The sequence below is a fragment of the Sphingobacterium corticis genome, from assembly GCF_042684745.1.
Classification (GTDB): Bacteria; Bacteroidota; Bacteroidia; order Sphingobacteriales; family Sphingobacteriaceae; genus Sphingobacterium; species Sphingobacterium corticis.
In genome coordinates this window covers 93167-108906 of the sequence record NZ_JBHUMA010000006.1, presented here as the reverse complement: position 1 = coordinate 108906, position 15740 = coordinate 93167, and the positions used below count along the sequence as shown (strand labels likewise).

At 42.1% G+C, this 15740-nt stretch carries 13 protein-coding genes; 8 read left to right on the top strand and 5 right to left on the bottom strand.

Translation table 11 applies throughout. The annotated features are described in order from the left end of the window. Window positions 1-15 precede the first annotated feature (15 nt). A complete protein-coding gene (locus ACFSQ3_RS06550; RefSeq protein WP_380868641.1) occupies window positions 16-1230 on the top strand; it encodes a multidrug effflux MFS transporter in 1215 nt (404 codons plus the stop codon). A gap of 25 nt (window positions 1231-1255) precedes the next feature. Here ACFSQ3_RS06550 and aroQ read toward each other — a convergent pair whose 3' ends face one another. Together aroQ and ACFSQ3_RS06540 are read right to left on the bottom strand one after the other, a co-directional pair. Next, complete coding sequence (gene aroQ / locus ACFSQ3_RS06545; protein ID WP_380868639.1) at window positions 1256-1675, bottom strand: type II 3-dehydroquinate dehydratase; 420 nt, start codon at window positions 1673-1675, stop codon at window positions 1256-1258. Between the two features lie 59 nt (window positions 1676-1734). Continuing rightward, window positions 1735-3378 (bottom strand): gliding motility protein RemB, encoded by a 1644-nt coding sequence (locus ACFSQ3_RS06540; RefSeq protein WP_380868637.1) that lies wholly within the window; start codon window positions 3376-3378, stop codon window positions 1735-1737. Window positions 3379-3583: 205 nt separating this feature from the next. Between ACFSQ3_RS06540 and ACFSQ3_RS06535 the strand changes: the two genes are divergently transcribed. After that, window positions 3584-5005 (top strand): glycoside hydrolase family 125 protein, encoded by a 1422-nt coding sequence (locus ACFSQ3_RS06535; protein WP_380868635.1) that lies wholly within the window; start codon window positions 3584-3586, stop codon window positions 5003-5005. A 129-nt stretch (window positions 5006-5134) separates the two neighbouring features. Continuing rightward, window positions 5135-5971, top strand: a complete 837-nt coding sequence (gene murI / locus ACFSQ3_RS06530) for a glutamate racemase (protein WP_380868633.1) — start codon at window positions 5135-5137, stop codon at window positions 5969-5971. Here murI and ACFSQ3_RS06525 read toward each other — a convergent pair. The 3 genes from ACFSQ3_RS06525 to ACFSQ3_RS06515 are packed head-to-tail and all read right to left on the bottom strand — an operon-like array spanning window position 5964 to window position 8069. Then, window positions 5964-6389, bottom strand: a complete 426-nt coding sequence (locus ACFSQ3_RS06525) for a Dabb family protein (protein WP_380868631.1) — start codon at window positions 6387-6389, stop codon at window positions 5964-5966. The two genes, murI and ACFSQ3_RS06525, sit on opposite strands and share 8 nt — an antisense overlap. 30 nt (window positions 6390-6419) lie before the next feature. Further along, window positions 6420-6836, bottom strand: coding sequence for a SufE family protein (locus ACFSQ3_RS06520; RefSeq protein WP_380868629.1), 417 nt, complete (start codon window positions 6834-6836; stop codon window positions 6420-6422). A 9-nt stretch (window positions 6837-6845) separates the two neighbouring features. Continuing rightward, window positions 6846-8069, bottom strand: a complete 1224-nt coding sequence (locus tag ACFSQ3_RS06515; protein ID WP_380868627.1) for an aminotransferase class V-fold PLP-dependent enzyme — start codon at window positions 8067-8069, stop codon at window positions 6846-6848. 150 nt (window positions 8070-8219) lie between these two features. Here ACFSQ3_RS06515 and ACFSQ3_RS06510 point away from each other — a divergent pair, with 150 nt between their 5' ends. The 5 genes from ACFSQ3_RS06510 to ACFSQ3_RS06490 all read left to right on the top strand — a co-directional run bounded on the left by ACFSQ3_RS06510 (window position 8220) and on the right by ACFSQ3_RS06490 (window position 15643). Further along, the gene (locus ACFSQ3_RS06510) at window positions 8220-9200 is read left to right on the top strand and encodes an acyl-ACP desaturase (RefSeq protein WP_380868625.1); all 981 of its coding nucleotides are present in this window, start codon (window positions 8220-8222) and stop codon (window positions 9198-9200) included. Window positions 9201-9404: 204 nt separating this feature from the next. Continuing rightward, a complete protein-coding gene (locus ACFSQ3_RS06505) occupies window positions 9405-10724 on the top strand; it encodes an NAD(P)/FAD-dependent oxidoreductase (protein ID WP_380868624.1) in 1320 nt (439 codons plus the stop codon). A gap of 141 nt (window positions 10725-10865) precedes the next feature. Next, window positions 10866-12542: a helix-hairpin-helix domain-containing protein gene (locus ACFSQ3_RS06500; protein ID WP_380870028.1), complete on the top strand. Its 1677-nt coding sequence runs from the start codon at window positions 10866-10868 to the stop codon at window positions 12540-12542. Window positions 12543-12809: 267 nt separating this feature from the next. Beyond that, window positions 12810-14471, top strand: coding sequence for a M1 family metallopeptidase (locus ACFSQ3_RS06495; RefSeq protein WP_380868622.1), 1662 nt, complete (start codon window positions 12810-12812; stop codon window positions 14469-14471). Window positions 14472-14620: 149 nt separating this feature from the next. Next, a complete protein-coding gene (locus ACFSQ3_RS06490) occupies window positions 14621-15643 on the top strand; it encodes a rod shape-determining protein (protein WP_380868620.1) in 1023 nt (340 codons plus the stop codon). Window positions 15644-15740: the final 97 nt, after the last annotated feature.

Below are 15740 nucleotides of genomic sequence, written 5' to 3'. Positions count from 1 at the left end.
GTACGCATTTACTTTATGACATTTAACAATTTATCTAAATCCAAACGCTTCGCTATCCTATTGATATTGGGCTTACTTTCTGCGATCGGCCCCTTTTCAATTGACATGTACTTGCCTGCGTTTAAAACGATTGCCAAAGATTTCGATTCCCCAGTAGAAAAAATTCAGCTATCGCTGACTGCATTTTTTGTAGGAATTGCTTTGGGACAAATCATTTACGGACCATTACTTGATAAATTCGGTCGTAAAAAACCGTTGTTGATTGGATTAATCATCTACATTGTTGCTTCCATTCTGTGTGCTTATACGGAGGATGCAAACCACTTAATCGCTTACCGATTTCTACAAGCATTGGGAAGTTGCTCGGGAATGGTAGCGGCGCGCGCTATGGTAAGGGATTATTTTGATCCGCGCGAAGGCGCAAAAGTATTCAGCATGCTGATGCTCGTTATCGGCGTTTCTCCCATTGTTGCGCCAAGCGTTGGTGCATTCGTTTTAGCGCATTTCGATTGGCATGTCATATTCTTGATCTTAGCTGCTTTGGCTACATTAATTCTCGCTGCCGTAATATTCATTTTACCGGAATCATACAAAGGAAACAAGGAAATGTCGCTATATCCGAAAGATATTTTGAGCGGTTATTGGTCGGTATTTAAAACACCGGTTTTCTTATTATATGCTTTGGTTGGCGGATTCGCCGCAAGCGGATTGTATGCTTATTTATCGGGATCGCCCTTTGTGTTACAGAATTTGTACGGATTGTCGGAATCGGAATATGGCATTGCATTCGCGATGGTAGCATCCTGTCTGATTTTGGCAACGCAGTTGAATCGGTTATTACTTAACAGAATGACTAGTGAGCAGATTTCTAAAAAGGCGAGTTACTTTCAAGCGTTTTCTGCAATTGCCTTAGTCGTTTTTGCGCTTTCGGGTATACAATCGCTATATGTTTTATTGGGATTGATCTGTATATTTTTATGCGCGCAAGGATTTATTTTCCCCAACACTTCCGCGTTGGCGCTATCGCCATTCAGCACGTTAGCAGGTAGCGCTTCGGCTTTATTGGGATGTATCCAAATGGCTTTAGGCGCCGCTTCATCGGCAATGGTTAGTCATTTTCACAACGGGACACAATTACCGATGGCTACGGTGATGTGCATCGGCGCGGTAACAAGCTTTTTAATTTATTTGGGATTACCAAAATTCAAGCGAAAACCGCGCACGATATAACTTTCAAAGTTTAATGTTGTAGCTACTACAACATTAAACTTAAAATCCCCAATCGGTAACTATTCAATCCGAAACCGAGAATAACGCCTTTGCAGTTGGGCGAAAGGTAGGAATGCTGACGAAATGATTCACGCTGATGGACGTTGGAGATATGCACTTCCACCACTGGCGTATTCACCGCTGCAATTGCGTCAGCAATTGCAATAGAAGTATGCGTATATGCTCCAGCATTTAGAACAATCCCATCCCATTCGAATCCAACTTTGTGGATTTCATCAATGATTGTTCCTTCCCCATTCGCTTGAAAATACGTCAAATCCACATCTGGAAATTCCGCTTTCAATTCCTCGAAAAAGGAAACAAAATCCTGATCGCCATAAATGCTTTTCTCACGAACGCCCAATAGATTCAAATTTGGGCCGTTTAATATTAAGATTTTCTTCATGTTTAGCTAATAATGCATTTCTATTTGGGCAGCGACTACTAAAATTCGCTAACCAAGCTTTAAATATCGCCGTAGAACGGCCTAAATGTGGATCGAAGTCCAACTGAGATCACACCCGTACGAATCGACGGACGATCTGCCACATTCTGTTGCCTATGCGTGTAACCCAATTCAAAACGTAAGTTATAAGCAGGATTCAGCACATAGGAAGCGCGCATATCCGCAAAGTATAAGTCGTTGCGAATGCCTTGCCCAATTTTGTTGCCGTAAAAGTTTGGATAGTTTTCATACGATTGAAAAATATCTCCGCCGAAACTCGTTCCGTCGCCAGGATCCGTGCCATACAAGCTGTACATCCCTTGCAAAGAAAAATGGAATCGCTTCCAGGAATAATTCGCCATACCGATCAGTTCGCGAAAATTCGCACCGCGCGGATGCGCTAACGGTTCTGCATTATTGCTGTAATTGGAGATTGCAACAAAGTGCTGATAGGTATATGGTCGTGCCAAATTGTATTCTGCCAACAAACTTAAATTACGAACACCGAACATGTGGTATCCTTTCGCGCCCAACTGAGCTGCCCACTTGTTATGGATATAGCCCTTTCCGGCAAAAAACTCACTGCCCGTAAATTCACCCAACAAGAACTGCCCGTAAACGGTTACGTTCTTCCACGTTTTATATTTCGCGTTCAAACCCAAAAACATTTTATCGGGCGACGAGGAGTTATTGCTTTCTATTGGACGCAGAAATGCGACCGGTAGCGCGTAGTTAAAATCGAATCCGCGGTGTCCAGCTTGATTACGATTTGCCCAAGTGATTGCTTGGAAGAAACCAACGGAAAGACGATTGCTAATATTATAATCCAAATATTGAAAAGCACCCCATTTTCGACCATCGCCAAATTCGGCACCGCTATGCAAAGAATCGATTCTCGCGGTATGAGGATCATTCATGTAAGCCCAAACGGATGTATAACGCACATTCCCAATAGTTCCTGTTAAACGCAAATGCGCATAATTGGAAGAAAAATCAGATAGCAAAACGGAGCGGTAACCATCACCAATATGATTGCGATCATAAGCGACGGTTGCTTGAAAGTAATCACCGAAATCGTACGTTGCGTTGGCTGTTGCGAAAAGCCAGGCTTTCCGATCGCCTCCGCGAAAACGTGCCATGCCTTGACCGGGAATCACTTCATTGGTATTAATATAGTCGTTTAGGTAATTCGGAAATACGGCGCGATTATCAATTAGATTACCGTAGAATACGAATTTATCTTTGATATTCAATCCTGCTTGAACTCCTTTCGAGCCCAACCAAACGTTCTTGTTGTTATCCGCTCTCAGATCGGAGCCAATTACCAAATCCGGCAGGAAATCGGCATAAAATCGGTAATCTTCTCCTTTGGCTTCCACCAAATGCTCATTGAAGAGCTTCCTGGCGAACCAATTATCTGAAGCTACGCGCTGATGATTCATCAAGGAATCGTGTGCTGCGAATAACCTTTTCCTGATTAAAAGTGGTTTTGCCGCCGTGAATTCGCGACTATCCGGACTGTACAATGTTTCGCCGTATTGCTGATATAGCGAATAGGAATACGGTAAATAATCAATTTGCGCACTCGCCGAAACGGACAGTCCGAAAACGCCAAAAGCCAGTGTTAAGCCACGAATAATCTTCATAGAAACGAAATTAGACATTTTTTTGAGGTAGCACGCAATTATTAAGCCTAAATAGTAAAGCAAAGACCCACCAAACCGATTTTGTGACAGACATGTTTATAATCAAACATCTTCTAATATTCTTCACCAAAGCTAAAACGATTTTACGCATGCATTTATCAATAAAATATGTATATTGGAGCTCGCAATAATAAACTAAATAACACCTATAATAAATAGTAGCATGAAGCGTAGAACCTTTATACAAAATTCTGCATTATTAAGCGCAGGCGTATTAGCGAGCAAATATTCTTTTGCTGCTGATGCGACTTCATCTTTTCCAATCGTTCGTGTAGCGGAAAAAGACAGACATTTTAAAAGTAAAGTAGTCGAAAATATCATCAAAGAATTCCAAAGCAAAGTTGCCGATAAAGAATTGGGTTGGTTGTTCCACAATTGTTTTCCAAATACGTTGGATACCACGATTTACGATGAATCCACCGCTACTCAAAAATTAACTTATGTGATCACCGGCGATATCGACGCGATGTGGTTACGCGATAGCAGCGCGCAGGTTTGGCCGTACCTTCCTTTCATGAAAAAGGACAAAAGCTTGCAAAATTTGATCTTGGGATTGATCAACAAACAAGCAAAATGTATCAACATCGATCCGTATGCGAATGCATTTTATAATGATCCAACGAAAGAAGGCGAATGGTTTTCGGATCACACTGAGATGAAAGCCGGTATCCACGAGCGTAAATGGGAAATTGATTCGCTATGTTACCCAATCCGTTTAGCGCATGCTTATTGGGACGAAACCAAGGATACTACGCCGTTCGACGCAGAATGGGTGCAAGCACAAGAAAATATTTACAAAACGTTTGTTGAGCAACAACGTAAAGATAGTTTAGGACCTTATAACTTCATGCGTACTACGCCACGCGGAACAGATACGTTGCAAGTAGATGGCTGGGGGTATCCAGTAAAACCGGTTGGGTTAATTTGCTCAAGCTTCCGCCCTTCCGACGATTGTACCATGTTGCCGTTTTTGATTCCTTCGAACCTTTTCGCGATTACGAGTTTGAGACAATCGGCTGCAATTTTAAAAACAATAAAAAACAACACGGATTTAGCACAAAAAATGGAAGCATTAGCGAATGAAGTGGAAGCAGCAGTCAACAAATATGGAATTGTAGATCACCCAACGCACGGCCGTGTTTACGCTTTCGAGGTTGACGGTTACGGAAGTTACATGATGATGGATGATGCTAACGTGCCGAGCTTGCTATCGTTGCCGTACTTGGGCGCTGTTGACAAAAATGACGAAGTATACCAACGCACGCGCAAGTTCATCCTGTCAGAAGAAAATCCATTTTTCTTCAAAGGAACTTATGCGGAAGGTATCGGTGGACCGCACATCGGTCGCGATATGATTTGGCCGATGGCGATTATCATGCGCGCAATGACGTCAACCAATGACGAAGAAATCCGTACGTGCATTCAAACCTTGAAGAAAACGCATGGCGATACGGGCTTTATGCACGAATCGTTTCATAAAGATGATCCTAAAAAATTCACAAGACATTGGTTTGCTTGGACAAACACCTTGTTTGGTGAGCTTCTATGGAAAACCTACCAAGAAAAGCCAAATTTATTGGCGTAAGTTTAGTTTTATAATTATGCAAAAAGGCTATCTCGGACGACGGGATAGCCTTTTACCCTTTAGCGCGCTTATTCAAATCGTAGATCGCAATCGTAATCTATCAAGAATAATGCGTAACTATGCAAAGCAATGAAACAGGGACCCATCGGGATATTTGACTCAGGCTTTGGCGGCTTGACCGTATTTAAATCTATCAGTCAATTGCTTCCGCAATACAGCTACACGTACCTTGGCGATAATGCCCGCGTGCCGTACGGCAATCGATCGTTTGAAACGGTTTACCAATACACCAAAGAATGTGTTTTTAAGTTGTTCGAAATGGGTTGCCCGTTGGTAATCGTAGCCTGTAATACTGCATCCGCGAAAGCGCTCCGCAGCATACAACAAAATGATCTGCCGGAAGGCAAAAGAGTGCTTGGCGTAATCCGGCCGACCACCGAAGTAATTAACACATACACGAAAACCAAGCACGTTGGTATTTTAGCGACGCAAGGAACGGTCAAATCCGATTCTTATAAAATTGAGATTGAACGATTTCATCCTGATATCACGGTACATCAGCACGCCTGTCCGGTTTGGGTACCTTTAGTGGAAAACAATGATCTGTCCAGCGAAGGAACTCATTATTTCGTCAACGAAGATGTGCAAGCATTGCTCGCGCAATCGGATGAAATCGACACCATTTTATTAGCTTGCACGCATTACCCACTGCTACTACCGACCATTCAAGCGCATACGCCAAAGCATGTAAAGCTTGTTTCGCAAGGCGATTTAGTAGCCAAAAGTTTGCAGGAATATTTGCAAAGACATCCTGAAGTGGAGCAATTATGCGAACAGGAAAGTCGATATAGCTTTTATACAACCGACGATCCTGTTGATTTTGGTGAAAAAGCCAAGCTCTTTTTTGGTCGAGAAGTTTTGGCATTCCACACTTCGGTGGAAGCCATAGATGACGATATTAAGTAAGGGAATCGCGCACTTCCACACGCGTCCAATACGAAGAGTATTTTTCTGCCGCAGCTAAGTGATCCGGATGTTTTTCGTAGGTATTGATATCATCCATATTCTCGAAAAACGCCAACCAATGGTACGAAAAGGAATTATCCACTACATCGCGTTTCGTTGTCGGTGCAGGTTTTCCAACTCGGTAAGCAGAAATTCCGGGCACTTTTTTTAGCGCTTCAAAAAATTGAGGAAATTCCTTTTGCTCTTCCTCCGTCAGATCTTCGCGCAACCAAAAATAAACCGAATGAACAATAACGCTTTCCCCTCCTATCTCCAAAGGTGAATTCTCTTTCTTCTCGTCCTGCGCTGCACAGCTAGAAATAATGGAACCGGTTGCCAAAGAAACGCCCAATGTTTTGATAAAAAATTTTCTTTCCATAATAGTAGATTCGTTTTCCGAAAGTTACTATTATTTCATTTGCAAAGCAATAGCGTAAAGCTTCATCTGCTTCACCATAGAAAGCAAACCGTTTGCTCTGGTTGGTGATAAATGTTCTTTTAAACCGATTTGATCGATAAAATACAGGTCTGCATCAGCAATTTCCTTCGGTGTATGTCCGGAAAGCACTTTTACCATCAAGCTCACTAAACCTTTGGTAATTACTGCGTCGCTATCTGCCGTAAACTCGATTTTTCCCGCCTGCATATCCGGCTTCAACCATACTTTGGATTGACAACCTTTGATAATGTATTCGTCTTGCTTATACGCTTCCTCAATTAATGGCAATTCTTTGCCCAATTGAATGATGTATTCATATTTCTCCATCCAGTCTTCGTAAAAAGCGAAGTCCTCGATCAATTCGTCTTGTATTTCGTTGATAGTCATGATTTCTATTTATCGTAACATACTCGCAGCGCGCTCCACTCCTTTTACCAAAACATCAACCTCCTCCTTGGTATTGTACATCGCAAAACTCGCACGAACCGTGCCCGGAATACCGTAAAAATCCATAATCGGTTGCGTACAGTGATGACCCGTCCGGACTGCAATTCCTTGTTTATCCAATAATACACCCACATCATACGGATGCGTACCATCAATTAGGAATGAAATAACCGAACATTTTTCTGCGGCCGTTCCGATGAAGCGCATACCTTCGATTTTGCTCAACTCCGCTGTTGCATACTGCACCAATTCTTCTTCGTGTTGCTGGATCGCTTCCAAACCAATGTTTTCGATATAATCGATCGCATCCGCTAAACAAATTCCGGCTTCGATATTCGGTGTACCTGCTTCAAACTTAAACGGCAAATCGTTGTAGGTTGTTTTCGTCAAGGTAACTTCTTTAATCATATCGCCACCACCTTGATAAGGCGGCATCGCATTCAATAAAGCTTCTTTACCATACAACACGCCGATTCCGGTTGGCCCATACATTTTGTGTCCGGAAAAAACCAAAAAATCCACATCCAACTCCTGCACATCAACTTTCATGTGCTGAATGGCTTGTGCGGCATCCAACAAAACAACGGCGCCGTGTCGATGTGCTTCGGCAATCATTTCCTTAACCGGATTGACTGTCCCTAAAGCATTAGAAACGTACGTAAACGCTACGATTTTTGTTTTATCCGACAACAATTCGCGATAGCTGGCGATATCGAGCTCACCATTTTCGAACATAGGAATGATCTTCAAGGTAGCGCCGCGCGATTCACATAACATTTGCCAAGGAACGATATTCGAATGGTGCTCCATGGCGGAAATCATCACCTCATCGCCCTCACTAATAAATCCTTTTCCGTAACAATCCGCTACCAAATTGATGCTCTCCGTCGTGCCTTTGGTCAGAATCACTTCGTAATCGTGCACCGCATTGATAAACGTTTGCACTTTTCTTCGTGTTACTTCAAAAGCGTCTGTACTAATTTGGCTTAGATGGTGAACTCCCCGGTGGATGTTACTATTCATGGTCGAATAATAGTCCGTAATCGCCTGAATAACTTGTTTCGGCTTTTGCGTCGTTGCGCCATTATCCAAATAAACCAACGGTTTATTATGCACCTGCGTGCTTAAAATCGGAAAATCGGCACGAATGGTTTCTATATCGTATGCTTTCAAACTGCTTATATTCTTTATTATGGTCTACAAAGTTACGATATATCCCTGCAAAATAACGCCCGCAAGCCATCCTTTTGGCAAAACGCTGACGTTTTGATGAGAAAGAGCGGTCGTTTGACTAACTTTGTTTCTGTTATGCAACAGATACCTATGAATTTACCCGAAGGTTCTCGCAAAGAGGTAATGAAATATTTGGAGCCATTCATGTTGAATGAAATGGCGGATTATCTAAAACCTGTAGAAAAAATGTGGCAACCCGCAGATTTCCTACCGGATGCTTCTCGTACGACTTTCTTCGATGAAGTGCGGGATTTGCAAGAAAGTGCGCAGGAACTCCCTTATGATCTCGTTGCCGTTTTGATTGGCGATACGGTAACCGAGGAAGCTTTGCCGACTTACGAATCGTGGCTAACGATGGTGGAAGATGTCGAAAAGAACGAACAAGGCGGCTGGATGAAATGGGTTCGGGCATGGACCGCCGAAGAAAATCGGCACGGGGATTTGTTGAATAAATACCTCTACCTTTCCGGTCGGATTGATATGCGTCAGTTTGAAATATCAGTACAGTATTTAATACAAGATGGCTTTGACATTGGGACCGATGCCGATCCTTACCGAAATTTCATTTATACATCGTTCCAAGAGTTGGCTACCAATGTATCCCATCGGCGCGTAGCGAGCATTTCCAAAAACTCCGGCGATACCTTATTGGCAAAAATGTGCGGCGTCATTGCGTCGGACGAAGCTCGCCATGCCAAAGCGTATATGTCGTTTATCTCGAAAGCATTTACCGTCGATCCAAGTGAGGTGATGATCGCTTTTGAAGATATGATGAAGAAGAAGATTGTCATGCCGGCACATTTCCTTCGGGAATCCGGTGGTCCGAAAGGTGGTTTATTTTCGCATTTTTCCGATGCGGCTCAACGCACAGGCGTATATACCGCGCTAGATTATATCGATATTTTGAAAACCTTGTTGCAGGATTGGAAGATCGATAAAATTTCCGATCTCAATGAGCAAGGCGAAAAAGCGAGAGATTATCTAATGCGTTTGCCGGATCGTTTGTTACGATTAGCGGATCGAATTAGCGTACCACAACAGGAGTATAAATTTAACTGGATTTTAGGTTAAACAATTCGGATTCATCTTCTTATATTTGTCTTTATAGTGTAGCAAGTACACATTTACCCAAAAGAGATAAAGAACTGATAAATAGATTATTGAAAGTAAAACTAACACTCCGACTGGTTTTTTTTCAGATTTATTAAATTTTATTTATCAGAATGAGATAAATAGTCGGATATTTGCAGAAAATTCACATTTCATCGAAATACTATGTTGCTAAATCGGTCTGAGAGAAAGTTTCCAAGAGTTGTCATCATTGGCGGTGGCTTCGGCGGTATAGAAGTAGCTCGTCATTTAAGAGACAAGGAAGTTGAGGTTTTATTAATTGACCGCAACAATTTCCACGTTTTCCAACCACTACTTTACCAAGTAGCTACAGGAACTTTGGCATCGGATTCCATTGCATTCCCGTTGCGTAAAATGTTTAAATCGCAAGATAATTTCCGTTTTCGCATGGCGGAGGTTTTACGTATTGAGCAGGAAAGCAAAATTGTGTACACTTCAGTAGGTGATTTCGATTACGATTATTTAGTGGTTGCCAGCGGTGCTACATCGAATTTCTTTGGCAATGCTAACGTAGAGAAATATTCCTTGGGCATGAAAAGTGTTCAGGAAGCACAAAATATCCGTAGTTACGTACTACAAAACTTAGAAGAAGCGGTGCTTCGTAAAAACGCGCACGACAGAGAACGTTTCTTAAACTTCGTTGTTGTAGGCGGTGGTCCAACAGGTGTTGAATTATCGGGCGCTATCGCGGAGATTCAGTTGCACATGCTGAAAAAAGATTACCCGGAACTTTCTAAACACGAAATGAATGTGTATTTGGTAGAAGGTTTGGGCGAAGTTTTGGCTGCACTTTCCGATAAATCATCTCGCGATGCGAAACGCTATTTGGAAGAATTGGGCGTGAAAGTGATCTTAAACACAGTAGTTAAAGATTACGATGGCCTAACGGTTACCTTATCTAACGGCGATCAAATCCCAACAAAAACGGTGATTTGGGGTGCAGGTGTGAAAGGTCAATTCCCCGAAGGAATTAATCAAGAACTAATTCAACGCGGCAACAGAATCAAAACAAATGGCCAATGTGAGATCGAAGGCATGGAAAATGTTTATGCGATTGGCGACGTGGCGGCAACTGTTACCGAAAAAACACCAAATGGTTTGCCGGGCGTAGCTCCAGTAGCGCAACAGCAAGGTAAATACGTGGCCAACCACATTTTGGGTAAAATGAAAAACGACAACAATGTGGAGGATTTCAAATATTTCGATAAAGGTTCCATGGCTACCGTTGGTCGTAATCGCGCCGTGGTAGATATGGGCAAATTCCATATGAACGGCTTTTTGGCTTGGTGTACATGGATGTTTGTTCACTTACTTTCCATTGCCGGCTTCCGTAATAAATTGGTAACCTTTGTCAACTGGTCGGTGAAATTTTTCACAAAAAATAGTGGTATTCGTTTGATCGTCCACCGTTACGATCGTCAATTACCTTCTGTTAAACCAACCGAGGAAGTGGAGCAAGTTTAAAATAGAAATAATAAATACCTAGTATAAAACAGGAAGAGAGCGGCTTATGCCGCTTTCTCTGTTTATGGGCAACCAATGAATTACGTTGCTCATAATTTAAGTATCTTCGTAGATAATAAACTTCGTAAAATAGATTTTGAGATGGACAACAAAAGTATCGCTAAACGCTTCAAATTATATGGTCAGTTGATGGAACTATTAGGCGAAAATCCATTTCGTACGAAAGCCATTACGAGCGCAGCATTCAAGATCGACAAGTTGCCATTCGCGGCGGAAAAAGCCAGTTTGGAAGAACTTTCCGAACAACCCGGAATCGGTAAGAGCACGGCCGAACGCATCAAGCTTATTATTCAATCGGGCACTTTGCCGGAATTGGATAAATTACTGGAACAAGTTCCCGAAGGCGTGCAAGAAATGTTGCAGATAAAAGGATTGGGACCTAAAAAAATGCAAATCATTTGGAAAACGTTGGAGATCGAAAGCATCGGCGAATTATATTACGCTTGCAACGAAAACCGTTTGGTGGAAGCCAAAGGTTTCGGTTTGAAAACGCAGGAAGAAATCAAGAAAAATATAGAATTTGCCATTGCGAACCAAGGTTGGGTGCTTTTCGCGAAAGCGATCCCTTTCGCAGAAGCCACTTACGAAGCGTTGCAAAAAAGCTTCCCCGATAATCAGTTAGTATTTACCGGAGATTATCGTCGGAAATCAGAAGTATTGCAATTTATCGATTTCTCGATCGATTTACCGCAGCACGTACTCGTTTCTACCTTAGAAAACAAAGATTATGTCTTGCAAGTTGACGCGGATCGAGAAAGCGTTCATTTTAAAGACGACAACAATATCTCCTACCGCATCTTTACCAGTTCGCCAGAAGATTTTGCCAAAAACCTTTTGATCACGACAGGATCGAGCGAGCATTTGGATCTATTAGCGCATATACAGCAAGAAATTCCGGACGGAAAATCTGAAGAAGAAATCTATACTGCGCTTGGTTTATCGTACATCGAACCAGAATTGCGTGAAGGATTTAATGAGGTCGATTTAGCCAAAGACAACCAACTACCGCAATTAATTACGAACGAAGATATTTTGGGAACTTTGCACAATCACTCCACCTATTCCGATGGCGTGCATAGTTTGGAACTAATGGCACGCTATTGTAAGGAAGAAATGAACTTACAGTATTTGGGCATTTGCGATCACTCCAAAACTGCGGTTTATGCGAATGGCTTAACGATCGAACGATTGGAAGATCAGTGGAAGGAAATTGATCAATTGAATGAGCAACTTGCGCCATTTAAAATATTTAAAGGTATTGAGTCCGATATTTTAGGAGATGGATCGTTGGATTATCCAGATGAAATTTTAGCCAAATTCGATTTCGTTGTTGCTTCTATCCACAGCAATTTGGGGATGACCGAAGAAAAAGCTACCGAACGACTAATCAAAGCCATCGAAAATCCATACACCACAATTTTGGGTCACCCAACTGGCCGATTGTTACTTTCCCGCGCAGGTTATCCGATTGATTACAAAAAGGTGATTGATGCCTGTGCGGCAAATCAGGTGGTTATTGAGATCAATGCTAATCCGCTGCGTTTGGATTTAGATTGGCGCTGGCACCGTTACGCATTGCAAAAAGGCGTTCTGCTGTCGATTAATCCGGATGCGCACCGCATGGAAGGTTTCCACGATATGCAATACGGTGTTTTGGCCGGTCGAAAAGGTGGCTTATCAGCGGATAAATGCTTGAATGCGTTTAATTTGGAGCAAATTCAGTCATTTTTTGAGGAGCGGAAGGTTAGGAAAGGTTAGGAAAGGTTAAGAGAGTTGATAGAGTTCCGGTGCTACGAAGTTTAATTTAGAAGCTTAGAGTTCTAATAATTCCAAGTTTCGACAATAAGATTAGGTTACGACAGAAAACACAGATTGGGCAATGATGACAATTTTCAATATTTTCTTGGTCTATTGATTATCCTAAATTACCTAATGATTTACCGATTCTAACACGATGCCTTCATATATGAAGACCAAGCGCTATTTTTCGTAGATTTACAATGGATAATATGCGACAAAATAAACATGATAAACAAACTCGCCAAGATTTTACTTTTTTGCACCATTTCGCTCCCAACTGGTGTTTCTGCCCAATTGATGAAAGCCAAGGAATTATTCTCCAAAGCCGATTCACTCCGTGGACAGCTTACGCCATATCGAACGTGTTATGACATCAAATACTACCATCTTGATGTGAAGGTCGATATTGAGAATAAGCACGTTGAAGGCAGCAACTTGTTTCGCTTCGAAGCGGTAAATGATTTCAACAAATTGCAGTTCGATTTATTTGAGAATCTTTCGGTGGATAAAGTGATTTATCAGGGAAAGGAATTGAATTTCACCAGGGAATACAATGCTGTTTTCGTAGATTTTCCGAATACCATTCCGAAAGGGAAGTTGGATTCATTCGTGGTAGAATACTCCGGTAATCCGATTCAGGCCACACGCGCTCCTTGGGACGGTGGTTTTGATTGGAAGCAAGATAGCCAAGGAAAACCTTGGGTAGCTACAGCCTGCCAAGGTATGGGCGCTAGCGTTTGGTGGCCAAACAAAGATCATCAATCCGATGAGGTAGATAGCATGTTGATTTCTGTTGCTGTTCCGAAAGGCATGATGAATGTATCGAACGGCAGATTAGTAAAAACCGAAAAATTAAAAGGCGGATATAACAAATATCATTGGAAGGTTCGTAACCCAATCAATAACTACAATGTAGCGTTGAATATCGGCGACTATGTGCATGTCAACGAAATCTATCAAGGCGAGAATGGTCCGCTCACGATGGATTATTATGTGTTGCGAGAGAACAAGGATAAGGTGGGGCATTTGCAAAAAAATGCGCGCCAAACGTTGGAATCGTTGGAATATTGGTTTGGCCCGTATCCTTTTTATGAGGACGGTTACAAATTGGTCGAAACAGCGCATTTGGGCATGGAACATCAAAGCGCGATTGCTTACGGAAACCGTTTTGGCAATGGCTACATGGGAAGAGATTTATCTGGAACGGGATGGGGTCTGAAGTGGGATTTTATTGTCGTTCACGAATCGGGACACGAATGGTTTGGAAATAACATCACCTCGAACGATTTGGCGGATATGTGGATTCACGAAAGTTTCACGAACTATTCCGAAGCACTATTTATTGACTATTTCTGGGGCAAGGAAGCCAGCCAAACCTATGTAAACGGAAATCGCAAAAGCATAAAAAATGATATTCCAATGCAAGGGCCATACCATGTGAACAAAGAAGGTTCCGGCGATATGTATCCAAAAGGTGGGGTGATGCATAATATGATCCGCACTATGATCGATGATGACGATAGATGGCGTGGAATTCTTCGTGGGTTAAACAAAGAGTTCTACCATAAAACGGTAAACTACTCAGATATTGTCGACTATGTCAGCAAGCACTCCGGCATTAATCTTTCCAAAACCTTTGAACAATTCGTGCAACATCGCGGAATTCCGACCTTAGAAATCAATGTGATACCTGAGAAAAACATCGCTTACCGCTGGATTTCCGAAGTGGAAGGATTTGATATGCCGATTCACGTCAGCCTTGTCGACGGCAAAAAAATCTTACTAAAACCTACTCAAGATTTCAAGATGCTACGCGCTCCCGGAGTGACAAAAGACAATATTATTGTAGATACTTTCAATTACTACGTTGGAGTAAGCATACAATAAACGAGCGCTTTTATCGTTGGAATAAAAAACCGAAGGAACGTCTAGAAGCATCGGCTAAAACCATTATTTTTTATTGGATGACTATAGCCGATAACAATATTTTTTCAGTAGGTTTGCATTTAAAATAAAACTTAGAACATTCGCGCTAGATGGGTCTTTTTAATTGGTTTACGCAAGAAATTGCGATTGATTTGGGTACAGCGAACACCTTGATCATACATAATGATAAAGTAGTAGTGGACGAACCTTCCATTGTCGCTTTTGACCGTACAACTAACAAAGTTATTGCAATCGGTCGTCACGCGATGCAAATGGAGGGGAAAACCCACGATAATATAAAAACAGTACGTCCACTTCGTGATGGCGTAATTGCTGATTTTACGGCTGCGGAACATTTGATTCGTGGCATGGTAAAGTTGGTAAACAATGGTAAAAGTTGGTTCTTTCCTTCCCTTCGTATGGTCGTTTGTATTCCTTCCGGTATTACCGAAGTAGAAAAACGTGCCGTACGTGACTCCGCGGAAATTGCTGGAGCTAAAGAAGTGTACTTAATTCACGAACCGATGGCTGCGGCAGTTGGTATTGGAATCGACGTAGAGGAACCTGTTGGTAACATGATCATCGATATTGGTGGTGGTACAACGGAAATTGCCGTTATCGCACTATCCGGTATTGTTTGTGATCAATCTATTCGCGTAGCGGGAGATAACTTTGATTCGGACATCGTACAGTACATTCGTCGTCAACACAACATCATGATTGGTGAGCGTACGGCAGAAAAAATCAAAATCGAAGTAGGTTCAGCGCTACCAGAATTAACTGATGCGCCAGAGGACTTTCCGGTACAAGGACGCGATTTGATGACGGGTATTCCAAAACAAATCACGGTTTCGTACACAGAAATTGCACATTGTTTGGATAAATCCATCTCTAAAATTGAGGAAGCAATTCTTAAAGCATTGGAGATCACGCCTCCAGAATTATCTGCAGATATTTATCAAACTGGAATTTACCTAACGGGTGGTGGCGCTTTGCTTCGTGGATTGGATAAGCGCGTTCAAGCGAAAACAAAATTACCTGTACACATCGCAGAGGATCCATTGCGTGCTGTAGTACGAGGTACTGGCATCGCACTGAAAAACATTGGCCGATTCAAATTTTTAATGCAGTAATCCACTCCACATCAGGAGTAATACAGACACGTTTATGGTTTTGGTTATTTACTACTTCCGTAAACGTGTCAAATAATTTATGGGAAATCTCTTTTAA